The sequence below is a fragment of the Micromonospora sp. NBC_01740 genome, assembly GCF_035920365.1.
Lineage (GTDB): Bacteria > Actinomycetota > Actinomycetes > Mycobacteriales > Micromonosporaceae > Micromonospora > Micromonospora reichwaldensis.
Genome location: NZ_CP109150.1, coordinates 3,604,107 through 3,629,267, shown reverse-complemented (window position 1 = coordinate 3,629,267; position 25,161 = coordinate 3,604,107). Strand labels below are relative to the sequence as shown.

General features: G+C 72.7%; 17 protein-coding genes and 1 riboswitch. Of the genes, 8 read left to right on the top strand and 9 right to left on the bottom strand.

The features are described from left to right. The first annotated feature begins 223 nt into the window (after positions 1-223). On the top strand, positions 224-1,399 hold the full coding sequence (locus OG989_RS16905) for an acyltransferase (protein WP_327031070.1): 1,176 nt from the start codon (positions 224-226) through the stop codon (positions 1,397-1,399). Positions 1,400-1,549: 150 nt separating this feature from the next. Here the strand turns inward: OG989_RS16905 and OG989_RS16900 are convergent, their stop codons facing one another. The 4 genes from OG989_RS16900 to OG989_RS16885 form a co-directional block, all read right to left on the bottom strand. After that, complete coding sequence (locus OG989_RS16900) at positions 1,550-4,114, bottom strand: glycosyltransferase (protein WP_327031069.1); 2,565 nt, start codon at positions 4,112-4,114, stop codon at positions 1,550-1,552. An 83-nt stretch (positions 4,115-4,197) separates the two neighbouring features. Next, positions 4,198-5,235, bottom strand: coding sequence for a Gfo/Idh/MocA family protein (locus OG989_RS16895; protein ID WP_151454983.1), 1,038 nt, complete (start codon positions 5,233-5,235; stop codon positions 4,198-4,200). Beyond that, positions 5,232-6,341: a DegT/DnrJ/EryC1/StrS family aminotransferase gene (locus tag OG989_RS16890; RefSeq protein WP_327031068.1), complete on the bottom strand. Its 1,110-nt coding sequence runs from the start codon at positions 6,339-6,341 to the stop codon at positions 5,232-5,234. The genes OG989_RS16895 and OG989_RS16890 overlap by 4 nt, the downstream gene beginning before the upstream one ends. A gap of 94 nt (positions 6,342-6,435) precedes the next feature. Beyond that, positions 6,436-7,116 carry a TetR/AcrR family transcriptional regulator gene (locus tag OG989_RS16885; protein ID WP_327031067.1) on the bottom strand — a complete coding sequence of 227 codons (681 nt, stop codon included), beginning with the start codon at positions 7,114-7,116 and terminating at the stop codon, positions 6,436-6,438. A 151-nt stretch (positions 7,117-7,267) separates the two neighbouring features. Here OG989_RS16885 and OG989_RS16880 point away from each other — a divergent pair, with 151 nt between their 5' ends. From OG989_RS16880 to OG989_RS16865, 4 genes are all read left to right on the top strand, one after another. Further along, a complete protein-coding gene (locus OG989_RS16880; protein WP_151454986.1) occupies positions 7,268-8,164 on the top strand; it encodes an ABC transporter permease in 897 nt (298 codons plus the stop codon). Beyond that, positions 8,157-8,972, top strand: a complete 816-nt coding sequence (locus tag OG989_RS16875; RefSeq protein ID WP_151454987.1) for an ABC transporter ATP-binding protein — start codon at positions 8,157-8,159, stop codon at positions 8,970-8,972. Before OG989_RS16880 ends, OG989_RS16875 begins: the two co-directional genes overlap by 8 nt. A gap of 144 nt (positions 8,973-9,116) precedes the next feature. Then, complete coding sequence (locus OG989_RS16870; protein ID WP_151454988.1) at positions 9,117-10,619, top strand: bifunctional cytidylyltransferase/SDR family oxidoreductase; 1,503 nt, start codon at positions 9,117-9,119, stop codon at positions 10,617-10,619. Positions 10,620-10,655: 36 nt separating this feature from the next. After that, positions 10,656-12,383, top strand: coding sequence for a CDP-glycerol glycerophosphotransferase family protein (locus OG989_RS16865; RefSeq protein WP_327031066.1), 1,728 nt, complete (start codon positions 10,656-10,658; stop codon positions 12,381-12,383). Between the two features lie 67 nt (positions 12,384-12,450). On the opposite strand, the gene OG989_RS16860 is transcribed toward OG989_RS16865, so the two are convergent. The 3 genes from OG989_RS16860 to OG989_RS16850 all read right to left on the bottom strand — a co-directional run bounded on the left by OG989_RS16860 (position 12,451) and on the right by OG989_RS16850 (position 16,071). Further along, a complete protein-coding gene (locus OG989_RS16860) occupies positions 12,451-13,194 on the bottom strand; it encodes an alpha/beta fold hydrolase (protein ID WP_151454990.1) in 744 nt (247 codons plus the stop codon). A 105-nt stretch (positions 13,195-13,299) separates the two neighbouring features. Beyond that, entirely contained in the window at positions 13,300-14,145 is an 846-nt protein-coding gene (locus OG989_RS16855) for a C39 family peptidase (protein ID WP_327031065.1), read from the bottom strand. Between the two features lie 228 nt (positions 14,146-14,373). Continuing rightward, positions 14,374-14,514, bottom strand: a riboswitch (cyclic di-AMP (ydaO/yuaA leader). 318 nt (positions 14,515-14,832) lie between these two features. Continuing rightward, positions 14,833-16,071: an acyltransferase family protein gene (locus OG989_RS16850; RefSeq protein ID WP_327031064.1), complete on the bottom strand. Its 1,239-nt coding sequence runs from the start codon at positions 16,069-16,071 to the stop codon at positions 14,833-14,835. 309 nt (positions 16,072-16,380) lie between these two features. Between OG989_RS16850 and OG989_RS16845 the strand changes: the two genes are divergently transcribed. The 3 genes from OG989_RS16845 (at position 16,381) to OG989_RS16835 (ending at position 19,954) form a co-directional block, all read left to right on the top strand. Then, positions 16,381-17,706: a polysaccharide pyruvyl transferase family protein gene (locus OG989_RS16845; RefSeq protein ID WP_327031063.1), complete on the top strand. Its 1,326-nt coding sequence runs from the start codon at positions 16,381-16,383 to the stop codon at positions 17,704-17,706. Between the two features lie 100 nt (positions 17,707-17,806). Continuing rightward, entirely contained in the window at positions 17,807-18,442 is a 636-nt protein-coding gene (locus tag OG989_RS16840; RefSeq protein ID WP_151454994.1) for an alpha-ketoglutarate-dependent dioxygenase AlkB, read from the top strand. A 165-nt stretch (positions 18,443-18,607) separates the two neighbouring features. After that, positions 18,608-19,954: a uracil-xanthine permease family protein gene (locus OG989_RS16835; RefSeq protein WP_327031062.1), complete on the top strand. Its 1,347-nt coding sequence runs from the start codon at positions 18,608-18,610 to the stop codon at positions 19,952-19,954. A 159-nt stretch (positions 19,955-20,113) separates the two neighbouring features. Here the strand turns inward: OG989_RS16835 and OG989_RS16830 are convergent, their stop codons facing one another. Both OG989_RS16830 and OG989_RS16825 read right to left on the bottom strand, forming a co-directional pair. Further along, entirely contained in the window at positions 20,114-22,603 is a 2,490-nt protein-coding gene (locus tag OG989_RS16830; RefSeq protein WP_151455853.1) for a DNA gyrase/topoisomerase IV subunit A, read from the bottom strand. 29 nt (positions 22,604-22,632) lie between these two features. Further along, the gene (locus OG989_RS16825) at positions 22,633-24,690 is read right to left on the bottom strand and encodes a DNA gyrase/topoisomerase IV subunit B (RefSeq protein WP_327031061.1); all 2,058 of its coding nucleotides are present in this window, start codon (positions 24,688-24,690) and stop codon (positions 22,633-22,635) included. Between the last annotated feature and the right edge of the window lie 471 nt (positions 24,691-25,161).

The window sequence follows — 25,161 nt, the reverse complement described above, 5'->3', positions numbered from 1 at the left end:
GGCCCCGGGTGGCGGGGGTGGCCGGTCCGGCGGCGCCGTCGGTCATGGGTGTCTCCTCCGTCCGTGCGGGCCCGTCGGGCCCCGGCGAGTGTACGGCAGCGGCAGCCGCCCGGACGCCACGCTCCCGGTGCGCCGGGGCGGTCGACGGCCGTCGCGCGGCGGTCGACCCAACGGCTGCGGCGGCGTCGGCGGACACCACCGCCCGGGGCACTAGCATGGCCCGGTGACCGCCTCCCACCCTGTCAACGTCGCGCCGGCCGTCGGGGCCGGCCCCGCACCGTCGCCGGCCCCGCACCGGTCGGACGGCGCCGTCGCCACCGCGCAGCCGGAGGGCCGGGCCGGCGGACCACCACCTCGCGAGTACGGGCTGGACGCGCTGCGGGTCGTGGCGATCTGCGGCGTGGTGGCGATCCACGTCTTCGGCGTCGTCGTCGGCCAGGACGACCTGCGCGGCAACCTCGGCTGGTGGGTCGCGACCGCGATCGACATCGGGGCGATCTGGACCGTGCCCGCGTTCATCATGATCAGCGGGGCGTTCGTGCTCGATCCGCGGGCGCACCGGGCCGGCCCGGCCGCGTTCTACCGCAAGCGGTTCGCCCGGATCCTCCCCGCCATGATCGTCTGGCACGTGGTGTACGTGGTCGTGGTGCGGATGGCCATGCGGGGCGAGGAGGTGAGCCTCACCCTGCTCACCCGGCTGCTGATCGACGGCAAGGTCTTCACCGCGCTGTACTTCCTCTGGCTGATCGCCGGGCTCTACGTGCTCGCGCCCGTCATCGCGCCGTTCCTGCACGCCGGCGGGCGGCACCGCGCGCTGGTCACCGCCGGGGTGGCGCTGGGCTGGACCATGGTGGCGTACATGATCCCGGGCATCGCCCTGATGCTGGGCGACTCCCGGCCGAACATCCTGACCAGCTGGAACCGGTGGTGGCCGTACGTCGGCTTCTTCATCGCCGGCTGGGCCCTGCGCCGGGTGGTGCTCAATCGGCTCTGGACGACGCTCGCCCTGCTCGGCGCCGGCCTGCTGCTGGCCGAGGCGATCTGGCAGTTCGGGGTGGCGCCCCAGCACCGCCTGCTCCAGGTCACCTTCCCGGTGATGGCGACCGGCACCCTGGTCGCCGCCGCCACCCTGCTGATCTTCATGGCCTCGGTGAGCATCGGGTCCCGGGTCACCTGGCGCCCCGCCGTGGGCCGCCTGGTGACCCGCCTCTCCGACGCCTCGTTCGGGGTGTTCCTGATCCACCTGCTGGTCTTCGAGGTCTTCCGGCAGCTCATCCCCGACGTGGAGGCCGGGCGGTCGCTGGTGGTCATCGGGCTGACCTACCCGGCCGTGCTGGTGATCTCCTTCGCCGTCTCCATGCTGGCGTCGAAGATCCCGTACGTGCGGGCGGTCTTCTGACCGACACCGCCGGCGGTCGGCCGGCAGCGACGACGGCGGCCCGGACGATTGCGATCGTCCGGGCCGCCGCCTGTCGGACGTGGCCGCCACGCCGACGGCCGCCCGCCTCCCGCGGTGCGGGGGACGGGCGGCCGTCGGACCGGCGTGGCCTCAGCCGAGGAACGAGGTGAGCTGGCGGGCCGTCCAGGTGCCGTCGTGGTAGGTGCGGGCGTACTCGGCGGAGGCGAGGCCGATCTTGGCGGTCGCCTCCCGGTCGTCGAGCAGGGACTCGACGACCGTGGTGAGGTCGGTCGGGGTGGCGTTGACGATCGGCAGGTCGCCGCCGACGGTCTTGGTGACCTGCTCGCTGAGGTAGGCCACCACCGGCTTGCCGGCGGCCATCGCCTCCACGGCGAAGGTGCCGAAGCTGCCGGTGGTGAACTGGTCGAGCACCAGGTCGCAGTCGCGGACCAGCTCGCGCATCTCCGCCCAGGCGACCCCCTCGGCCAGCCGCAGCTCGATGACGCCCCGGTCGTGCAGGGCCTGCATCGCCGGCAGGATCCGGTCGGTGCCCTTGGTCCACCGCTTGGAGGGGGCGTGCAGCACCAGCGGGCGGGACCGCTGCATCACCGGCCGGTCGCAGGCCCACGCGTCGACGTCCACCACCAGCGGGGCCCACGTCGCCCAGGGCAGGTCCTCGAGCAGGTCCGGCGTGGTCACGAAGGCCGGCAGCCCGCACTCCTCGGCCACCCGCCGGTTGCGCTCGGCCTTCTTCCGCAGCTTCGCCGCGATGCCGTCGGGCGCGTCGCTGAACAGGGAGAACTCGTGCCGCTGCTGGTGCCGGTCCGGATGCCGGATCTCGCTGCCGTGCGCCAGCAGCGCGACCTTGATCCCGGCCTTGCGCAACGCCGGCAGGTCACCCTCGATGTTGTCGCCGTTGAGCTGGCCGAACAGCGGCATGAACGCGTCCACCAGCACGTGGGTGTACTGGCTGAGCACCCGGTTGACCTGCTCCAGCTGGAAGTCGAGCTCCGGCTGGCGCAGCGAGTCGAGGTAGACGTCCGCCGGGTAGTCGAACGAGCCGGGCAGCTTGTTCATCACCACCTGCACCGACACGTCGGCGTTGTCCCGGCAGATGGCCCTGGCGAAGGCGGCGGCCTGACCGGCGTAGTTGGCCGGGCCGAGGCCGAGGCGGATCGGCGTGTCACCGAGCTCGCGCCAGCCGCCCAGGGGCCGCGGCTCGGCCGTGCCCGTCGACGGCGCGGTGACCGGACGCTCCTGCACCGTCCAGGGCACCTCGCGCGGGCCGGCCGGCGCGACGCCGGAGAGGTCCCGGTAGAGCTGGAGCAGCTTGCTGCTCTGCCGCTCCCAGGACAGCTCGTCGAGGATCGGCTCGCTGATGTGCGCGGCCAGCTCGACCCGGCGGGCGGTGGCCCGCCGCGTCGCCTCCACGAAGCCCGCCACGTCGCCGGAGGTGAAGGTCTCCCCGATGTCGTGGCCCTCGACGAACGCCCGGACCACCTGCACGTCGCTCGTGACCAGGGGAAGGCCGGCGTGCAGGTACTCGGAGACCTTCGTCGGCAGGGACAGCTCGCAGTTCGGGGTCCGCTGGAACGGGATCAGGCCGAGGTCGGCGGAGCTGAGGTAGTCGGCGACCTCGTACGGCGCGACGTAGGGGACCACGTGCACCCGGTCCCGCGTGCCGGTCGCCTCGGCGCGGGCGAGCAGGTCCTCCAGCAGCGGGGTCATCCGGCCGCTGACCAGGGCCAGGTGGTGCTCCGGCAACTGCGGCAGCGCCGCGATGACGGTGTCCAGCCCGCGTTCCTTGCCGATCCAGCCCGCGTACACCATCAGCGGCACGCCCTCGGCGACGCCGGCGCGCTCCCGCACGGAGGCGGTCACGGCGCCGCTGCGGATGCCCTCGCGCACCGGCGAGTTTCCCACCACCATCGGGGTCTTCGGCAGCCCGTACTCGGTCTGGAGCTTCTCCGCGATCTGCTCGGAGACGGTGACCACCGCGTCGGCCCGGCCGATGAACTCCCGCTCGGCGGCCCGCACGCCACTGGCCTGCTGCGGCTTGGGCCAGGCGACGCCCTGCACGTACTCGTGGGCGTCGTAGAGCCAGACGCAGCCGCGCCCGCGCGCCCGCAGCCGCGCGGCGCTCATCGCCGCCGTCGGGATGGTGTTGATGTCGTTGGCGTGGATGACGTCCGGCTCCAGCTCCTCCAGCACCGGCCCGAACGCCAGGTCGATGTCGACAAGCGTCGGCCAGTCGGTCCGCCAGTCGCCGGTGGGCGGCAGCGGCTGGGTGCTGTGGAACTGTTCCCAGCCCCAGGCCCGCAGCCGGAACTGGTGCACCGCCTCGTGCGCCCGCAGCCAGGCGCGCGGCGGAGGGTTGCGCTTCGCCGTCTGCGTCCGGAGCCAGGCCTGGTGCGAGGCGCGGTAGCGGGCCAGGGCGGACTTGTCCGGGATGCCGAACTGCGTCACCGTGCGGCGGATCCGGTGCTCGCGGGCCGGCCGGCGGGACAGGGTCTGCGGCACCGGCACCCGGATGACCTGGATCGGCCCCATGGCGGAGCGCTCCGGCTCGCCCTTCTTGCGGCTGCTCCGGCCCACCAGGACCACGTCCCACCCGTCCCGGGCGGCGGCGATGGCGGTCTTCTGTACGCGGGAGTCGCCGGTGATGCCGTTGGCGACCAGTACGACGAGCCGCGGCGCTCGGCGGGGCGTTGACATGCGCTGTCCTTAGGTGGGAGGAGGGCTGGCGGTGCGAGGTGCCGGACCGCGGCCCGCCGGACGCGGACCGCGGTCGCCCATCGTCAGCGGGTGGGAACGGTGTCCCCCGCCGGGGACGCGGTGCCCGCCCCCACGGTGATCGTGCTGCCGTCGGTCGCGGAGCGCAGGACGGCGCCGGCCACCTCGACCGTACGCAGGCCCTGGCGCAGGGTCACGATGTCGCTCTCCTTGCCCTCGACCGCGTCGCGGAAGCGCTCGTGCTCGACCAGCAGCGGCTCCCGCTTCGGGATCGCGTAGCGCACCATGTCGCCCTCGGCGACGCCGCGGAACGCGCGCAGCGCCTCCCACTCGGTGTCGATGGCGCCGTTGGCGTAGAAGGTGAGGTCGGCGGTGAGGGTGTCGGCGACGAAGCAGCCCCGGTCACCGGTGATCACCGTGGACCGCTCCTTGAGCGGGCTCAGCCAGTTGACCAGGTGGTTGACCATGGTGCCGTCGGCGAGCTGCCCCACCACGGCGACCATGTCCTCGTGCAGCCGGCCGCTGCGCGACACCGTCCGGGCCGACACCGAGGTGTATTCCTGGCCGGTCACCCAGCTGGTCAGGTCGATGTCGTGGGTGGCCAGGTCCATCACCACGCCGACGTCGGCGATGCGGTGCGGGAAGGGACCCTGCCGGCGGGTGACGACCTGGTAGACCTCGCCCAGCTCGCCCGCCTCCAGCCGGGTGCGCAGGTTCTGCAGGGCGGGGTTGTAGCGCTCGATGTGCCCGACGCCGGCCACCAGGCCGGCGGCCTCGAAGGCCTCCACGAGCCGCACCGCCGCGTCCACGCTCTGCGCGAGGGGCTTCTCGATCAGGGCGCTGACGCCGTTGGCGGCCAACTCCAGGCCGACCTGCTCGTGCAGCGCCGTCGGGCAGGCCACCACCGCGTAGTCGACGCCGAGGGCGAGCAGGTCGCCGAGCTCGGGCACGACCGGTGCCCGCAGCGTGCCGGTGGTGTCGCCGGCCGGGTCGACGATGCCGACCAGCTCCACGCCGTCCAGGCCGGCGAGGATGCGGGCGTGGTTGCGGCCCATCGCGCCGAGGCCGATCAGGCCGGCGCGCAGCTTGCGGCCGGCGCTCACCGGGCACCCCCGGCCAGGTTCGCGCCCTCGGCGATGCGCTCCAGCTCGGCCTCGGTCAGCGAGGGGTGCACCGGCAGGGAGACGACCTCGGCGGCGGCCCGCTCGGTCTCCGGCAGGTCCCAGGGGCCGGGCTTGCCGTCCTCGGTCAGGTAGGGCTTGAGCCGGTGGATCGGGGTCGGGTAGTAGACGGCGTTGCCGATGCCCAGCTCGGTCAGGCGCTGCTGGGCGGCGTCCCGGTCGCCCTGCACCCGCACCGTGTACTGGTGGTAGACGTGCCGGGCGGCGTCGGCGACCGGCGGGGTGACCATGCCGGTGATCTTCGAGTCGAGGAACTTGGCGTTCGCCCGGCGCTGCTCGGTCCACTCGCCGAGCTGGCCCAGCTGGACCCGGCCGATGGCCGCGGCGACGTCGGTCATCCGCATGTTCGCGCCGACGATCTCGTTGGCGTAGCGCTGCTCCATGCCCTGGTTGCGCAGCAGCCGCAGGGTGCGGGCCAGCTCGGCGTCGCCGGTGCTGACCATGCCGCCCTCCAGGGCGTGCATGTTCTTGGTCGGGTAGAAGCTGAAGCAGCCGGCGGTGCCGAACGCGCCGACCGGGGTGCCGTTCAGCGCGGCGCCGTGCGCCTGGGCGGCGTCCTCGACGACGGCCAGGCCGTGCCGCTCCGCGATCGCCATGATCCGGTCCATGGCGGCGGGGTGGCCGTAGAGGTGGACCGGCATGATCGCCACGGTGCGCGGGGTGACCGCGGCGGCGACCGCCTCCGGGTCGAGGCAGAAGCTGCCCGCCTCGATGTCCACGAAGACCGGCTCGGCGCCGACCAGCCGGACGGCGTTCGCGCTGGCCGCGAAGGAGAATGACGGCACGATGACCTCGTCACCCGGGCCGAAGCCCAGGGCCATGAGGGTGAGGTGCAGGGCGGAGGTGCCCGAGTTCACCGCGACGCAGTGCCGCCCGGCGACCAGCTCGCCGAACTCCTCCTCGAAGGCCGCGACCTCGGGACCCTGCACCACCCGGCCGCTGCGGAGCACCCGGACAGCCGCTTCGATCTCGGCGTCGCCGATGATCGGCCGCGCTGGGGGAATGAACTCTGGGTGCGGCCCAGCCATGGGGCATCCTCCTGTGTCAGATGGTGCTCGGGTGGGGGTTCGGGGTGCGATACTAGCCCGTTGCGAATCAGGCCGAGACCGACGAGGTCAACGTTCACGCACCGGCCCGATGGGGTTCAGAAGTGGTCAGGGACCGGGTGTCCCACACCGCCGGCTCGTCGAGGGACGGACCGGTACATGCTACCCGCAGGGCCGCGACGATCGCGGCGGCCATGCGCGTGATCTCCGGCGTGTCAAGGGGTGTCCGCGAAATCGCCAGCCGCCAGTAGACCGGCCCGACGATCAGATCCGCCGCGCCGCGCCGGTCGGCGCCCGCCGGCAGCTCACCCCGCTCGACCGCCCGGCCGATGACGAGCTCGCCGACCCGGTCCTGGTAGCCGGTGAGCGCCCGCTGGAGGGTCTCGGCGATCTGCGGGTTGCGCGCCGCTTCGGCGAGCAGGTCCGGGATGATCTGCGAGGCCAGTGGGTGACGTAGCGCACCGGCGGCCACGAGCAGCAGCAGCTCCACGTCCCCGTGCAGGCTGCCGGCGTCCACCATCGGCAGCTTGCGCCCGGCGACCGCGGAGACCATGTCCAGCACCAGCTCGAGCTTGGAGCGCCACCGGCGGTAGATCGCCGTCTTGCTGACCCCGGCCCGCCGGGCCACCGCCTCTATCGACAACCGTCCGTAGCCGACCTCCGCCAGCTCCTGCGTGACCGCGCGGCGGATGGCCGTGGTGATGTCGTCACGGAGCACCGCCGCACCGGCCGGCACCCGCCTCTTATCGGTCTTCACGTGCAACAATGTAGCGCAGCGACGGTACGGTTGCGTCCCGACGTGTTTTCCACTACGGTTCGCCCGGCGACGAGGCGGCGCTCCGCACTGGCCACGCTCTCCCGTCGTCGCGCGCAACCCGTTGGCACGAAAGAGATCGGAGCGCCTAACCATGGCCAACACCACGGTGGCAGACCCGGATTCCGGGCTCACCGGGGCCCAGCTCGCCCAGCGCTACGGTCTCCGGTTCGCCGGCGAACGGCCGTCCCTGGGCGAATACGCGGGGCAGCTCTGGCGCTACCGGCACTTCATCGCCGCGTACGCCAACGCCAAGCTGGTGGCGTCGTTCAGCAACGCCCGGCTGGGGCAGCTCTGGCAGGTGCTCACCCCGCTGACCAACGCGGCGGTCTACTACCTGATCTTCGGTGTGGTGCTGGAGCAGAACAGGACCCCGAACTTCATCGCCTACCTCTGCACCGGCCTGTTCATCTTCAACTTCACCCAGACCGCGGTGCAGAACGGCACGCAGTCGATCACCAGCAACCTGGGCCTGATCCGGGCCCTGCACTTCCCCCGGGCCTGCCTGCCGCTGGCCGTGACGATCACCCAGTTCCAGCAGCTGCTCGGCTCGATGGTGGTGCTCGTCCTCATCGTGCTGGTGACCGGTGAGCCGATCACCCTGGCCTGGCTGATGCTGCCGCCGGCGATCCTGCTCCAGACGATCTTCAACGCCGGGCTGACCATGGCGATGGCCCGGATGGGCTCGAAGCTGGCGGACCTCAAGCAGGTCATGCCCTTCGTCATGCGCGCCTGGATGTACGGCTCCGGGGTGCTCTACAGCGTGGCGCTCTTCGAGGAGCAGCTGCCCTCCTGGGCCTCCAGGCTGGTCGAGCTCAACCCCGCGCTCGTCTACATCGAGCTGGCCCGGGTCTCGCTGCTGGAGAACACGCCGACGCTCAGCTCCTCCCTGCCCCAGCTCTGGGTGACGGCGCTGGGCTGGGCGATCGTGATGGGCGTCGGAGGTTTCATCTACTTCTGGCGAGGCGAACAGGAGTACGGCCGTGGTTGATCACTTCGAGTCGTCCAACGACGTGACGGTGACGCTGCCCAAGGTGCAGGAGCGCATCCCCACCGTGGTGGTGGACGACGCCCACGTCATCTACCGGATCCACAAGGGCGCCGGTGGGGGCGGCGGCCCGGTCGGCGCGCTCAAGCGGATCATGAGCCGCACCTCGGCGCCGAACATCCAGGAGGTGCACGCGGTCAAGGGGGTCAGCTTCACCGCGTACCGGGGCGAGGCGGTCGGGCTGATCGGCAGCAACGGCTCCGGCAAGTCGACCATGCTGCGCGCCATCGCCGGCCTGCTGCCGGTCAACCGCGGCGCGGTCTACACGCAGGGGCAGCCGTCGTTGCTCGGGGTCAACGCGGCCCTGCTCAACGACCTCTCCGGCGAGCGCAACGTCGTGCTGGGTTGCCTGGCCATGGGCATGTCGCCCGAGGAGGTGCAGCGGCAGACCCCGGAGATCATCGACTTCTCCGGCATCAACCAGCGGGGCGACTTCGCCTCGCTGCCGATGCGCACCTACTCCTCCGGCATGGGGGCCCGGCTGCGCTTCTCCATCGCCGCGGCCAAGAAGCACGACGTGCTGCTCATCGACGAGGCCCTCGCCACCGGCGACAAGATCTTCCGCAAGCGCAGCGAGCGGCGGGTGCGGGAGCTGCGGGAGGGCGCCGGCACGGTGTTCCTCGTCAGCCACCAGCTCTCCTCGATCCGGGACACCTGCGAACGGACGATCTGGCTGGAATCGGGCGTCCTGCGCATGGACGGCCCGACCGACGAGGTCGTCCGGGAGTACGAGGCGTTCAGCGGCAAGTAGCGCCCCGGCGCACGTACGGCATCCGCCCGGTGCCGGCCGACCGCGTCGCCCCGTGGGGGCGGCGCGGTCCGCGCGTTAAGGTTCATCCGGTCGCCGCGCGGGCGGAACCTTCTGTTCACGCACCCTGAGAGTGAGGCTTCGGCAATGACGCAGGACCACACCACCGGCCCGGACGCCGCACCGGAGGACCCGGCGCCATGGCGGCCCTCGCGGACGGTGGCGGTGGTGCTGGCCGGCGGCACCGGGACCCGGCTGGGCCTCGGCATCCCGAAGCAGCTGCTGAAGATCGCCGGTAAGCCGATCATCGAGCACACCCTGGCGGTCTTCGAGGCGGCGCCCGAGATCGACGAGATCGTCGTGCTGATGGCCACCGGCCACGTCGCCGACGCGCAGCAGATCGTCGACAAGGCCGGCTTCCGCAAGGTCACCAAGGTGATCGAGGGCGGCGACACCCGCAACGCCACCACCCGCATCGCGCTCGACGCCGTCGGCGAGGGCGACTGCAACATCCTCTTCCACGACGCGGTGCGGCCCCTGGTCAGCGGCCGGATCGTGCGGGAGTGCGTGAACGCGCTCTGGACGTACTCGGCGGTCGACGTGGCCATCCCGTCGGCCGACACGATCGTCCAGGTCGACGAGGACGACTGCATCACCGACATCCCCGTGCGCTCCTCGCTGCGCCGGGGCCAGACCCCGCAGGCGTTCCGCTCGGGCACCATCCGCGCGGCCTACCGGCTCGCCGAGGACGACCCGCACTTCGCCGCCACCGACGACTGCGGGGTGGTGCTGCGCTACCTGCCCGGCACGCCGATCAAGGTCATCGACGGCTCCGACGAGAACATCAAAGTCACCCACCCGGTCGACGTGCACCTGGCGGACAAGCTGTTCCAGCTCGCCGCCGCGCAGGCACCCCGGGTGACCGACGAGCGCAGCTACACCGAGGAGCTGACCGGCCGGACCATCGTCATCTTCGGCGGCAGCTACGGCATCGGCCACGACCTCGCCGTGCTGGCCCGCCGCTACGGCGCGCAGGTCTTCCCGTTCAGCCGCTCCAGCACCGGCACCCACGTCGAGCGCGCCGAGGACGTCGAGGCGGCGCTGAAGACCGCCTTCGAGGCCACCGGCCGGATCGACCACGTGGTGGTCACCGCCGGCATCCTGGAGAAGGGTCCCCTGTCCGAGATGGACCAGGAGACCATGGACCGGGTGCTCCAGGTCAACTTCGTGGGGCCGGTCATCGTGGCCCGTCAGTCGCTGCCCTACCTCCAGCAGACCAAGGGCCAGCTGCTGCTCTACACCTCCAGCTCCTACACCCGGGGCCGCGCCGACTACGCGCTCTACTCCTCCACCAAGGCGGCCCTGGTCAACCTCACCCAGGCGCTCTCCGACGAGTGGGCGGAGTTCGGCGTACGGGTCAACTGCGTCAACCCCGAGCGGACCGCGACGCCGATGCGCACCAAGGCGTTCGGCGAGGAGCCGGAGCACACCCTGCTCGCCGCCGAGACCGTGGCCCAGGCGTCGCTGGACGTGCTGATCTCGGACCTGACCGGCCAGGTCATCGACGTGCGTCGCGCGCCCGGCGAGGTGCCGGCCCAGCCGGGGCCGGCGCGGGCCGAGCGGGACGCCAGCCCGGCCGACGCCGGCTGACGCGGATTTCGGGCCACGGCGGGAAACGGAGCCGACATGCGTGGTGACCTGGTTCGGAAGCTGCTCGCCCGCGCGCTGGCCACCGGCCTGGCGGTGCTGGCGTTCCTCGTCGTCGCGCTGACCGGCGCGACCGGCTGGGGGCTGGGGCTGGCGGTGGCCGCCCTCGCGGCGACCACCTGGGAGCGGCGGGTGCGCCCGGGCGCCGACAACGCCGCCGAGACCACGCTGGTCGCGGCGGCGATCCTGGTCGGCTACGCCCGCCGCCTCGACGCCGGGTTCGACCCCGCGCTGGCCGTGACCGCGCTGGCCCTGCTGGGGCTGGTGCTGCTGGTCAACCCGCTCCGCGACGCCGGCGGCCTGGAGGTGCGCGCCGCGAACCTGCCGGTGCGCTCGTGGACGCCGCTGGTCGCCGCCCGCCTCGGCGACGCGCTGGCGGTGCTGCTCGCCCTGCTGGCGCTGGCGGCCGTCGCGGGCCTGCCCGCCGGTGTCGCGCTGACGACCGTCGCCCTGGTCGCCGCCGGTGCCGCGGCGGTCGGGCTGGACCTCGCCCGGCGCAAGTTCCGGCCGGGGGCCGGCGGCTCGGCGGTGTCCCGCGCGCTGCGCCGGCACCAGCCCGAGTTCCTGCTCCACTTCTCCGCGCCGCCCGGCTCGGAGTACCAGGTCACCATGTGGCTGCCGTACCTGGAGCGGATCGGCCGGCCGTTCCTGGTGATGGTGCGCGAGCCGGAGTTCCTGCCCCTGGTCGCCGCGGCCACCAGCGCGCCCGTGGTCTACTGCCCCACCACCAGGGCCATGGACGAGGCGCTGGTGCCGAGTCTGCGGGTGGCGTTCTACGTCAACCACGGCGCGAAGAACAGCCACTGCATCCGCTACACCCAGCTGACCCACGTCCAGCTGCACCACGGCGACAGCGACAAGGCCCCCAGCGCCAACCCGGTCTCGGCGATCTTCGACCGGATCTTCGTCGCCGGCCAGGCCGCCATCGACCGGTACGCCCGCGCCGGGGTGGACATCCCGGCGGAGAAGTTCGTCGTCGTCGGCCGCCCGCAGGTCGAGTCGATCGAGGTACGCCCGGAGCCGGCGCACGGGCGGGCCAACCCGACCGTGCTCTACACGCCGACCTGGACGGGGCACAACGCGGACGCGAACTACTGCTCCCTGCCGGTGGCCGAGACGCTGCTGCGCCGGCTGCTCGACCGGGGCGCGACGGTGATCCTGCGGGCCCACCCGTACACCTCGCAGAACCCGGCCTCCGCCCGGCAGCTGGGCCGGCTCACCGAACTGCTGGCCGCGGACCGGGCCCGCAGCGGCCGGCAGCACGTCTTCGGGGCCGCCGCCAGCCGGGAGCTGACCCTGACCGAGTGCGTGAACCGCTCGGACGCGCTGGTCTCCGACGTGTCCGGGGTGATCTCCGACTACCTCTACTCCGGCAAGCCGTACGCGGTGACCGACATGGTGGACTCCGGCGACCGGTTCCCCGAGCAGTTCCCGCTCGCCGGGTCGGGCTACGTGCTGCGGCGCGACATGGCGAACGTGGACGAGGTGCTGACCGCGCTGCTGGACACCGATCCGCTGGCCTCGGCGCGGTGGGTCACCCGGAGCCGCTACCTGGGCGACTTCCCCGCCGAGTCGTACGCCGAGGCGTTCCTGGAGGCCGCACGGCGCCAGCTCGACGAGGGCTGGAAGACGCCCGCCCCGCGCACGGGCGGCGCGACCGGCCTGCCGCTCGACCCGGACGAGGCGACCCTCTCCCCCGCCACCTGACGCACCGTTCGGGAGGCACACCGGTCGCGACGGCGGATCTCCGGGTCGGGCCGTTCGCGGGGCACCGTCAGCGGTACGGCTCGACGAGGTCCAGGACCGCTTCGGGGGCCTCGACGTGGGCGTTGTGCCCGAGGCCGGGCAGGGTGGCGACCGGCACCCCCAGCTCCGTGAGCTGGGCGTCGGTGACCATGGGGTCGTGCTCGCCGCGGGCCAGCAGCACGGGCACGTCGGTCGCCGCCAGCAGGGCGGGCAGGTCCGGCGCGCCCACGCCGAACGCGGCCGGGTCCATCGCCAGCCGCCAGCGGCCGTCGACCTGCCGCAGCCCCGCCTCCACGACGGGGTGCTCCGGGGCGAAGAGCCCGGTCAGGCCGGCCACCCGCAGGTAGCGGCGGGCCGCCTCGTCCCGGCTGGCGAACCAGGTCACCGGCCGGGCCGCCAGCTCACCCGCCTTGGCCAGCTCCGCCGGCGACCAGACGGCCTTGATGCCGAGCCCGACGACGGCGTCGACGGGCAGCCCGGCGCCCCGGGCGGCCAGCGCCAGCCCGACCACCCCGCCGAGGGAGTGCCCCAGCACGACGAGCCGGTCCCCCGCCGCGAGCCCCGCGCCGATCCGCGCGGCCAGCCCCGGGAAGGAGTACTCCGGCAACGGCGGCGACCAGCCGTGGCCGGCGAGGTCGGGCGCCAGCCACCGCCCCGCCCACCGACGCTCCAGCAGCGGCGCCCAGGGCAGCCACACGTCGCCGGTCGCGCCCATGCCGTGCAGCAGCAGAAGCACCCGCCGGCCGTCCCGCTCACCCGACTCATCGACCATGGGCGCAGTGTGCCACCCGTCGGACGCCGCGGGCGAGGGCCGTGACCCGGACACGACATCGGGCGCCGACCCCCCGGGTGGGGAGCCGACGCCCGACGGCGTCGCTCAGGCGGAGTAGCCGCGGGTGGCGGCCCAGTTCGCCAGGGCGATGGTGCTGATCCAGTACGACGCGGTCGCCGGGTTCGCCGAGTCGGCGATCTTCACCAGCCGCCCCTCGTCCTGGTAGCCGACCACCGCGATGTAGTGGCCGCCGGGGAAGGAGTGCCAGCCGCCGTCGGTGTCCGTGGCGCTGCCGGCGACGTTGACCACGACGCCCCGCCCGTCGGTGATGGCCGCGACGACGTCGGCCTGGAGCCGGTCCATCTGGGCCGGGGTGGCGGCGCCACCGGGGATCATCCGGGTCCGGTACGGGTCGCCCTTCACCACCGCGTTCAGCACGCGGGTGGTGTCCTGGGCCGAGTCGGTGCCCATCTGGTCGGTGCCCAGCTGGGCACCGAGGGCGTCCTGGCTGCGCGCGATGCCGGCGGCGCTGAGGGCGTGCCGGACGGCCGCCGGACCACAGTTGTAGAAGGTGGTCTGGGCCTGGTAGTCGTAGTCCAGGCTCTTGGCGGCCGGAGGCTTCGGCGGCTCCGGCTTGCGGGTCAGGTCCGGGTCCGGGGCGGCGCTGGACGCGCTGGCCGACGGGGCGGCGCTGGACGCGGCCGGGGCGGCGCTGGACGGGGCGGGCGCGACCCGGGCCTGGCTGCGCGAGGCCGACGCGTCGTCCCGCAGTTCGGTCGCGGCCACCGGGGCCTGCGCGGCGGCGGGGGCCTCGTCGGTTCCGGCCAGCAGCGCGCCCGTGCCTGACGCCAGCACGAGCGCCGCGGCGGACGCGGCGGCCAGTTGGTACGGACGCTCGGACGTGAGGCGACGCAGCTGTCGCTTGAGGTGGTGCTTCACGGTTTCCTCCACGGGCTCGGGGTGAGCGGCCGTCGGTCCGCGCCGAGGGCAGGGCGGACCGACCGCGCGGACGGGCGTCCGGGCGGGTGGTGGGCCACTCAGGGGATGCGCCCGGGACGCCGGGCGACGGACGGTGACCGGTGGGTCAGCTCATGACCTGCGGGCGGACGAGCGCGGTCACCGCGGCGCCGTGGAGACGGCGGCACAACCGAGGGGTGTACGGGTGTGGCATGACGATGGAACTCCTTCCGACACCGCCGACCGGGTTAGCTGACGGATTCGGGCGGGAAGAACGCCCTACCACGGGCCCACGGCCCACGGATTCACCCCAACGAGCACTGGGTCCCCGGTTCGTCGTTCACGATTAGGCGGGTCGGCGCGGCGTCGCCTCTGGCGATCGGGTACCGCACCGGACGCGCCGACATTACTGGCCGGTCCGCGCCCTGCCAACCCCGTCCCACCTGCCTAAACCTTGATCGGCAGACAATTTTTGCGGGCACTTCGCCACTGACGCGACTCAATGGGACGACCGTTTCTGCGCGCACCTCCGGGCGACAACGGGACAAGTGGCGGACATCGGCGCCGAAACCCCGGCAGGAATCGACCGGGCCGCGCCCGATGACCGGTTCGCCGACGTGGTGACCGGCGTCACCGAAACGGCCGGGATTTCGTCGGCGGACACTCCGGTCGCCGGGGCGCTCAGCGCGAGTCGGCGTACGTCGGTCGGTGGTCGTCCTGCGGGCCGGCGGCCCGGGGGCGCGGCACGGCGCTGCCCCGATCCCCCGGCGTCGCCCCGGGGCCGCCGGGGTCCTGCCCGGCGCCGTCCCCGTCCCGCGGCGTCCGGACCGGCCTGCGCGGGGTGAGCAGCCGCATCATCGGCGTCTCGACGAGACGGTGCAACAGGCCGGCCAGGGCCAGGTTGACCAGCAGGAAGCCGAGCACCACCGCCAGCCCCGACCAGCCGGTGAAGCCGACGCCCCAGTCGCCGGTGAGCCGCAGGACGGTGATCATCACGAGGACGTGCACCAGATAGAAGGCGAAGGAGACCTCGCCCAGCCAGATCATCGGCCGGGACCGCCACGGCGAGCGCCGCCCGCGCACGTCCGCGTCCGCCGCCGCGGCGATGACCAGGATGTACGCGACCGAGAGCAGCGCCGCCCACAGTTCGGCGCGGACCCACTGCGCGGCGACCACCCAGGTCGCCACGAAGAGCAGGCTGGCCAGCGGCAGGCCCGGCCCGCGCCACCGGCCACGCCGCATCAGCTCGGCGGCGGCGACGCCCATCCAGAACTCCAGCGACCGCACCGGCGGGAAGATCTGGGTGAACCACCAGCGGCTCTCCTCGGGCACCAGCGCCTGGGCCGGCCAGAGCGCCAGGATGAGCAGCGGCACCGCGACCACGACGGCCCACAGGGCCCACGGTCGGGCCCGGCGGATCAGCGGCAGCGCCAACGGCAGGCAGAGGTAGAAGAAGAACTCGCAGGACAGCGACCAGCTGACCGTGTTGATGCTGTAGAAGTGGCCCGGCCGCGGGTCCCACGCCTGGAGGAGGAACAGGTTCTCCACCGCGACGAACCGGTCCACGGGGTCGGCGAACCAGGCCGCGACCGCCAGGGCCGCCACCCACAGCACCACGTGGCTCGGCCAGATCTTGGCCACCCGGCGCCGCCAGAACGCCCGACGGGTGTCGGTGGGTCGGGCCGACCAGACCAGCACGAAGCCGCTGAGGATGAAGAAGAACTGCACGCCCGACAGCCCGAGTGCGAAGGCCCAGTCCACGACGGCCTTCTGGCCGGGCTCGGCGATGATGCCCATCGTCGCGACGTGGAACCCGAAGACGAGCAGGGCGGCGACCCAGCGCAGCCCGGTCAGCGACGGCAGGCGGCTGGCCGGGGACGCGGGCCGGGCGGCGGGCGCGACGGTCGCGGCGTCGTTCATGCCGGCATCCCGACGATCCGCAGGGTCACCAGCACGTACGTCTCCTCCTCGACCCCGTCCTCAGGCGCCCCCGAGGGGCCCGTGGCGGTCCGCCGGTCGGCGCCGCCCCGCCGGGCACCCTACCCGCCGGGCCTGAGGCTCTGTTCCGTCCCGTCCGCGAGTGCCCGTTCTGTCCCGTGGGGGAGTCCCGTTCCTCCCGTCCCTCCGTGACCGTTGCGTCCCCATCCGTGACGGCGGTGGCGGGCATCCGGGTTCCGGCCGATCGGGTGGCTAGTATTCCCAGACCCGGAGGTGACGAGAGGCGGGCGAATGCACCAGCGAATCCTGATGCGGGCGAAGAAGGGCCCGTTCGACGTCTACTCGCCGGAGGAGACGCACGAGCGGAACTGGATCGGCGACAACAACGGCAACCTCGTCTTCAGCCACGCCGCCCACAAGCTCCTGCGCACCGCCACCGCCGAGATCACCTCGACCGAGTTCAGGATCGACCCGCGCGACGCCGACATGATCAACGAGCGGTACGACGTCTACGTCGTACCGCTCGCCAACGCCTTCCGCCGCAGCTACGCCCACCGCGTCGAGGCCATGACGAAGCTCATCGAGCAGCTGAAGATCCCGGTGGTGGTGCTCGGGGTGGGCGTACAGACCGACATCAACGGCGACCGGGAGTACCTCCGCCCGATCGACGACGTCGTGACCCGGTTCGTACGGGCGGTCCTCGACCGCTCGCACAGCATCGGCGTACGCGGCGAGATCACCCGTGACTACCTGCGCACACTGGGCTTCTCGGCCGTCGACGTGATCGGCTGCCCGTCGATGTTCCTGCACGGCGACAGCCTGCGGGTGGAGAAGAGGAAGGCGTCCCTGTCGCCCGACGACAGGCTCGCGCTCACCGTCTCCCCGTACGTCACGTCGATGGCGGAGATCATCGCCCGGCACCACGAGCGGTACCCGAACCTGCGCTACCTGCCGCAGGACCTCAAGACGCTCGGCACGCTCCTCTACGGCGACGCCCCCGGGGACCGGGGCAGGACCAGCAAGATCCCGATCCACACCTCGCACCCGCTGTTCACCGAGGACAAGGTGCGGATGTTCGTCGACCCCTGGACCTGGATGGACTACCTCTCCGGATTCGAGTTCGCGTTCGGCACCCGGATCCACGGCACCATCACCGCGCTGATCGCCGGCACGCCCGGCTACCTCTTCGCGCACGACTCGCGCACCCTGGAACTCGCCCGGTACTTCGAGATCCCGCACCGGGTCATGAAGGACGTGCCGGTCGACGTCGACGCCGCCCAGCTCTACGCGGAGGCGGACTACACGGCGCTCAACGCCGGCCACAGGTCACGCTACGAGACGATGCTGGCCTTCCTCGCCAAGCACGACCTGGGCCACGCCTTCGCCGACGGCGACAGCGCGGCCCGGTTCGACGCGCAGGTGCGCTCCACCGCCTTCCCGCCCGCCGTACGCCCGGCCGCCGCGACCGCCCCCGACGCGCTGCGGGAGCGGATCCAGTGGCTGCGCGACCGCAACGTCGAGCTGCGCAAGGAGACGGAGACGCTGCGCGGGCAGCGCCTGCAGACCCGGGTCAAGCAGGTGATCGGTGGCCGGGTGCGCCGGATACTGAGCCGCTGAGGCGGGGTTCGCACCGCCCGGCCGGCCGGCCCTCGCCGGCGACCGGCGGGCGGGCAAGGCGTCCGTACACCTGTACCAACATGGCGGGTACGCTGGGCGGATGACCGGGGCCGCCTACCAGCCGTCGATGTTCGACCTCACCGCCGCCGGACCGTCGCTGAGCCCGCTGGCCGACCGGCTGCGCCGGCACCCGCTCACCCACGGCGCGTGGGTCGACCATCTGCCCGGCTGGGTCACCGGCTCCGACCAGGTCTTCGACGTCCTGCTGCGAGACGTCCCCTGGCGGGCCGAGCGCCGCACGATGTACGACGCCGAGGTCGACGTGCCCCGGCTGCTCTGCTGGTACGCCGGGCACCGCCCGCTGCCGCACCCGCTGCTCACCGAGGCGCGCGCCGCCCTCACCCGGCACTACGCCCCCGAGCTCGGCGAGCCCTTCGTCACCGCCGGCATGTGCCTCTACCGCTCCGGCCGGGACAGCGTCGCCTGGCACGGCGACACCCAGGGCCGCTCCGCGCACACCGACACCATGGTCGCCATCGTCTCGTTCGGCTCGCCGCGCGCACTGCTGCTGCGGCCCCGCGGCGGCGGCGACAGCCTGCGCTTCCCACTCGGCCACGGCGACCTCGTGGTGATGGGCGGCTCCTGCCAGCGCACCTGGGAGCACGCCGTGCCCAAGACCACCCGCCCCGTCGGGCCCCGCGTCAGCGTCCAGTTCCGCCCCGCCGGCGTCGCCTGACCCGCCCGACTGGCGGCAACGGTTCGCGGGCCCGGACGGGCCCGCCCATGCCACCTGCCGAACCCCTGCCGGGCCACCGGCCGGGCCGAGCCGGGCCTCTGCTAGAAACGACTCCTGGGTTTCACCTGCGCCCCCGTCACCTCTTCACGACGCGAAGGGCGTTCCATGACCCAGTCCTCCACCGAGCCGCGCTCCCGTTGGTCCGCGTGGGCGGTCCACGGCGACGGCCGGTCCATCCGCCCCGGCGACGTGGTCCACCCCGACGAACGCCTCTCCTGGCCGCGCACCCTCAGCGTCGGCGTGCAGCACGTCGTCGCGATGTTCGGCGCGACCTTCACGGTGCCGCTCATCACCGGCTTCCCGCCGGCCACCACGCTCTTCTTCTCCGGGCTCGGCACGCTGCTGTTCCTGCTGATCACCGGCAACCGGCTGCCCTCGTACCTCGGCTCGTCCTTCGCCTTCATCGCGCCGGTGCTGGCGGCCAAGGCCGGCGGCGACATCGGCCCAGCGCTCGGCGGCATCGTCGTCGCCGGCGTGGCGCTGGCCGCCGTCGGGCTGGTCGTCCAGCTCGCCGGGTCGCGCTGGATCGACGCGCTGATGCCGCCCGTGGTCACCGGGGCGATCGTCGCGCTGATCGGCCTGAACCTCGCCCCGGTCGCCTGGGACGGCGACGGGAGCGGCACCGGCGTGAAGGCGCAGCCGCTGATCGCGGTGGTGACGCTGGCCGCCATCCTGCTCGCCACGGTGGCCTTCCGGGGCTTCCTGGCCCGCCTGTCCATCCTGCTGGGGGTGGTGGTCGGCTGGGTCCTCGCCGCCGTGCTCGGCGACCTGGACCCGAAGGCGGTCGACGGCCTGCGGGACGCCGCCTGGGTCGGCCTGCCCGAGTTCCACGCACCGAGCTTCAGCCTGCGCGCGGTCGTGCTGGTGATCCCGGTGATCCTGGTGCTGATCGCCGAGAACGCCGGGCACGTCAAGGCGGTCGCCGCGATGACCGGCCGGAACCTGGACCGGGACATGGGCCGGGCGTTCATGGGCGACGGGTTGGCCACGATGCTCGCCGGCTCCGGCGGCGGCTCCGGCACCACCACCTACGCGGAGAACATCGGCGTGATGGCGGCGACCCGGGTCTACTCCACCGCCGCGTACTGGGTGGCCGGCCTGACGGCGGTCCTGCTCGGGCTCAGCCCGAAGTTCGGCGCGCTGATCCTCACCGTGCCGGCCGGCGTCCTCGGCGGCGCCACCACCGCCCTGTACGGCCTGATCGCCATCCTCGGCGCGCGGATCTGGATCGAGAGCCGGGTGGACTTCCACGACCCGGTGAACCTGATGACCGCCGCCGTCGCGGTGATCGTCGGCGCGGCCAACTACACCCTCACCGCCGGCGACCTCTCGTTCAACGGCATCGCCCTCGGCACCGCCGCCGCCCTGACCGTCTACCACGGCATGCGCCTGGTAACCCACCTACGCACCCCCACCCCCTCCCCCACCCAGCCCCCCGCTCCGCCCCGTTGATCATGAAGTTGTTGTCGTGACACGCCGAGCGGGGTGACAACAACTTCATGATCAACGCGCGGAACGAGCGCGGGGAGCAGGGGTGGGGGTGGGAGTGGGGGTGGGTGGGTGGGCGTGCGGGGGCCGGTTGGGTCAGCGGCCGGCCCCCGGCCGGTTGGGTCAGTCGCGTTCGATCTGGTGGCCGACGACGGTGGGGCCCAGCATCACGGCGAAGCCGGAGCCGTCGCGGCGCGGGTCCGCCGCCGGCAGCTCCACCGGCTCGCCGGTGGCGGTGGCGGCCGCCGGACGCGACCCGACCCAGGCGACGGCCACGTCGGTCTCACCCTTGAGGAAGCGGTGGGCGCGCACACCGCCGGTCGCCCGCCCCTTCGCCGGGTACGCCTGGAACGGCGTGACCTTCACCGTGGCGCCCGTGGAGGTGACCACCATCGGCTCACCGTGGCCCGGGTCGTCGGTGCGGATCGCCCCGAAGAACACCACCCGGGCGCCGGCGGGCAGGTTGATGCCCGACATGCCGCCGCCCTTGGTCCCCTGCGGCCGGACCAGTCCGGCGGCGAACCGCAGCAGCGACGCCTCCGAGGTGACGAAGGTGAGCGTCTCCGCGCCGTCGGTGAGCCAGGTCGCCCCGACCACCTCGTCGCCCTCCCGCAGGCCGATCACCTCGAACTCGTCCGAGCGGACGGGCCACTCCGGTGCGCACACCTTGACCACGCCCTGCCGGGTGCCCAGGGCGAGGCCCGGGGAGCCCTCGGCCGTCGGCCCGAGTGGTGCCAGCCCGACCACGGTCTCCCCCGATTCCAGCGGCACCAGCTCGGCGGCGGCCATCCCGCCGCGCAGCGACACCGTCCCCGCCTGCTCGGGCAGGACCGGCAGCGGCAGCACGTCGACCTTGAACGCCCGGCCGGCGCTGGTCACCAGCAGCACCTTCCCCCGGGCGGTGGAGTGCACGACGGCGCGTACGGCATCGTGCTTGGTCCGGCCGTGCCGCCGGCGGCCCTCGGACGCCTCCTCCGACTCCGCCGCCGTCCTGGCGACCAGCCCGGTCGCGGAGAGGATCACCTGGCAGGGGTCGTCGGCGACCTCCAGCGGGCCGGCCGGCGCGGACGCGGCCAGCACCTCCTTGAGGTCCCCGTCGACGAGCGTGGTGCGACGCGGCGCCCCGAACTGCTTCACCACCGCCGCCAGCTCGTCGGAGACGACCTTCTTCAGCACCTTCGGGTCGTCGAGGATCGTGGAGAGCTCGGCGATCTCCTTGCGGAGCTTCTCCTGCTCGGCCTCCAGCTCGATCCGGTCGTACTTGGTCAACCGGCGCAGCGGGGTGTCCAGGATGTAGGTGGCCTGGATCTCGGAGAGCCTGAACTTCTGCATCAGGCCGTCCTTGGCGGCCTGCGCGTCCTCGCTGGCCCGGATGAGCTTGACCACCTTGTCGATGTCGAGCAGGGCGATCAGCAGGCCGTCGACCAGGTGCAGCCGCTCCTGGCGCTTGCGCCGGCGGTACGAGCTGCGCCGGGTCACCACCTCGTAGCGGTGGGCCAGGAAGACCTCCAGCAGCGCCTTCAGCCCGAGGGTCTGCGGTTGCCCGTCGACCAGCACCAGGTTGTTGACGCCGAACGACTGTTCCAGCGGGGTGAGCCGGTAGAGGTCGGCGAGCAGCGCCTGCGGGTTGACCCCCACCTTGCACTCGACGACCAGGCGGGTGCCGCTCTCCCGGTCGGTGAGGTCCTTGACGTCGGCGATGCCGGTGAGCCGCTTGGTCTTGTTGACCTCGTTGGTGATGGCCGCGATGACCTTCTCGGCACCGACGCCGTAGGGCAGCTCCACGACAGTGATCGCCTGCCGGCCCCGGCTGCCCTCCAGCGGGCCGATCTCGACCTTGCCCCGCATCCGCACGACGCCGCGCCCGGTCTCGTAGGCCCGGCGCACCTCGTCGAGCCCGAGCAGCAGGCCGCCGGTGGGCAGGTCGGGCCCCGGGACGAACTCCATGAGCCGGTCCAGCGTGGCGTCCGGGTGGTTGATCAGCCAGCGGGCGGCGGAGACCACCTCGCCGAGGTTGTGCGGGATCATGTTGGTCGCCATGCCGACCGCGATCCCCGAGGCGCCGTTGACCAGCAGGTTGGGGAACGCGGCGGGCAGCACGGTGGGCTGGGTCAGCGAGCCGTCGTAGTTGGGCTCGACGTCGACCGTGTCCTCGCCCAGCTCGCCGACGAGCAGCATCGCCTCGCGCGACATCCGGGCCTCGGTGTATCTCGAGGCCGCCGGCCCGTCGTCCGGGCTGCCGAAGTTCCCGTGCCCGTCGATGAGTGGCGCGTTCAGCGAGAAGTCCTGCGCCAGGCGCACCATCGCGTCGTAGATGGCCGTGTCGCCGTGCGGATGGTACTTGCCCATCACGTCCCCGACGATGCGGGCGGACTTCACGTGCCCCCGGTCGGGGCGGTGGCCCTGCTCGTACATGGACCAGAGGATGCGCCGGTGCACCGGCTTGAGGCCGTCGCGGGCGTCGGGCAGGGCCCGGGAGTGGATCACCGAGAAGGCGTACTCCAGGTAGGAGTCGGAGACCTCGGTGACCAGCGGATTGTCGAAGACCCGCGCGCCGGCCTGGTCGAAGGCGGACAGGTCCACCTTGGCGCGGTCGTCCTTGCGGCGTGCCATCGTTCAGCTTCCCTCTCGGCGGGTGGTGCTCATGCGTCGATCGCCTCGCGGTCGACCCGGTCGGCGGAGTCGATCAGCCAGTTGCGGCGCGGCTCGACCTTCTCCCCCATCAGCAGTTCGAGGATCCGCTCGGCGGCGTCGACGTCGTCGAGGGTGATCCGGCGGACGGCCCGGGTGGCCGGGTTCATCGTGGTCTCCCACAGCTCGTCGGCGTCCATCTCGCCGAGACCCTTGAATCGCGGGATCGGGGTGACGATCTGCTTGCCGGCCTTCTCCAGCTTGCGGACCGTGGCCTCCATCTCCGCCTGGGTGTAGGTGTAGATCGTCTGCGGGTTGCGCCCCCTGGTGGTGATCTTGTGTAGGGGCGGCATCGCCGCGTAGAGCCGGCCGGCCTCGATCAGCGGTCGCATGTAGCGAGCGAAGAGCGTGATCAGCAGGGTGCGGATGTGCGCGCCGTCCACATCGGCGTCCGCCATGATCAGCACTCGGCCGTAGCGCATGGCGGACAGGTCGAACGTGCGGCCGGAGCCGGCGCCGAGCACCTGCACGATCGCGGCGCACTCGGCGTTGTCCAGCACCTGCTGGAGGTTGGCCTTCTGCACGTTGAGGATCTTGCCTCGAATCGGAAGAAGTGCCTGATATTCGGCAGATCGGGCAAGTCGCCCTGTCCCGAGTGCGCTGTCCCCTTCCACGATGAACAGCTCACTACGGTCGATGCCCGCCGCGCGGCAGTCGACCAGCTTCGGCGGCATCGACGCGCCCTCCAGGGCGGTCTTGCGGCGGGCCGCGTCCTTCTGCTGCTTCTGCGTCAGCCGTACGCGCGCCGCGTCGACGATCTTCTGGAGGACCGTACGCGCCTCGGCCTTGGTCCGGCGATCCTCCAGCCACGCCTTCAGGTGCTGCTCGACCAGCCCCTGGATCACCTTGGTGATGCCGGCGGTGGAGAGCTCGTCCTTGGTCTGCGAGGTGAACTGGGGCTCCGGGATCCGGACGTGCACGACCGCTGTCATGCCCTCCAGGACGTCGTCCAGGGTGGGCGGGTCCTCCTTGGCCTTGAGCAGGCCACGGGTGTTGCGGACGGCGTCGGCGAGGGTACGCGCCAGGCCCCGCTCGAAGCCCTTGCGGTGGGTGCCGCCGTGCGCGTTGCGGATGGTGTTGGTGAAGCACTCGACGGTGCGCTCGTAGCCCGTGCCCCAGCGGAAGGCCACCTCGACCTCGGCCCGACGCTGCACGTTGGACTGCATGACCCCGTTGGCGTCGGCGGCGTTCTCCCGGTAGGTGCCCTCGCCGGTGACCATCAGCATGCCGGAGACGGGCCGGTCGCCGGCCGGGGCGAGGAACTCCACCATGTCCGTCAGGCCGTCGGGGTAGTGGAAGCTCTCCTCGGTCGGCTCCTCGCCGGTGTGGTCGCGCAGCGTGTAGTTCACGCCCGGCACCAGGAACGCCGTGTTGCGCAGCTTCATCCGCACGGCCTCGGCGTCCAGGCGGGCGCCGGTCTCGAAGTAGCGCGCGTCGTGCCACCAGCGGATCGAGGTGCCGGTGCGCTGGCCGCGCTTCATCGCGCCGACGATCTGGAGGCCGGGACCCGGGGTGAACGCCGCGTCGGGGCCGGCATCGTCGAAGACCCCCGGCACGCCGTGCCGGAACGACATCGCGTGGACCTTGCCGCCCCGGCGGACGGTGACGTCGAACCGGCGGGACAGCGCGTTGACCGCCGAGGCGCCCACGCCGTGCAGACCGCCGGAGGTCTTGTAGCCGGAGCCGCCGAACTTGCCGCCCGCGTGCAGCCGGGTGAGCACCAGCTCGACGCCGGAGATGCCGGACTTGGCGTGCACGTCGGTGGGGATGCCCCGACCGTCGTCGTCGACCTGGACCGAGCCGTCGGCGTGCAGCGTCACCTCCACCTTCGTGGCGTGGCCGGCGACGCCCTCGTCCGTCGAGTTGTCGAGGATCTCGTTGACGAGGTGACCCACGCCACGGCTGTCGGTGGAGCCGATGTACATGCCGGGCCGCTTGCGGACGGCGTCCAGCCCCTCGAGGTGCGTGAGGTCGTCGGCCCCGTACAGGGTCTCAGGCTCTGCGGTCAACTGGTCGTACTCCCAGGTCTCGGCGATGTGGTGCCGCGTCCGACGTCGCCGGCCGGCCCGCGCGCCGCAGCGAGCCTAACCGGGAGATGCGACAGGACGACGGCGCCCCGCAGCGAGGCACGCGCCTCGTCGTGGGTCGGGCCCGGGCGGCAGGGTAGCGCGTTCCGTCCGGTTCCGGCGCATCGAAGCCACCGTGACCGGTTTGCGGTGGCGCCGGCCGGCGGGCGGTTCCACCCGGACAACAACGATGCCGTGGCCAGCCTTCCCCCACGCGGCTGACGCCGCCACTGACGCAGGGTCCCCGGGCACCGCAACGCCGGGTTCTCCGGTCGCCGGGACGCCGGACCCCCGGGGGCCGGGTGGCCGGCGTCACCGGCCGCCGACACTCCACCGCCGACGCCCCGGACCTGCGCTCCGACCGCCGACGCCCCCGGGGTCGCGGCCGGGGCGAGTGTGTCCCTCTCGGAAAGA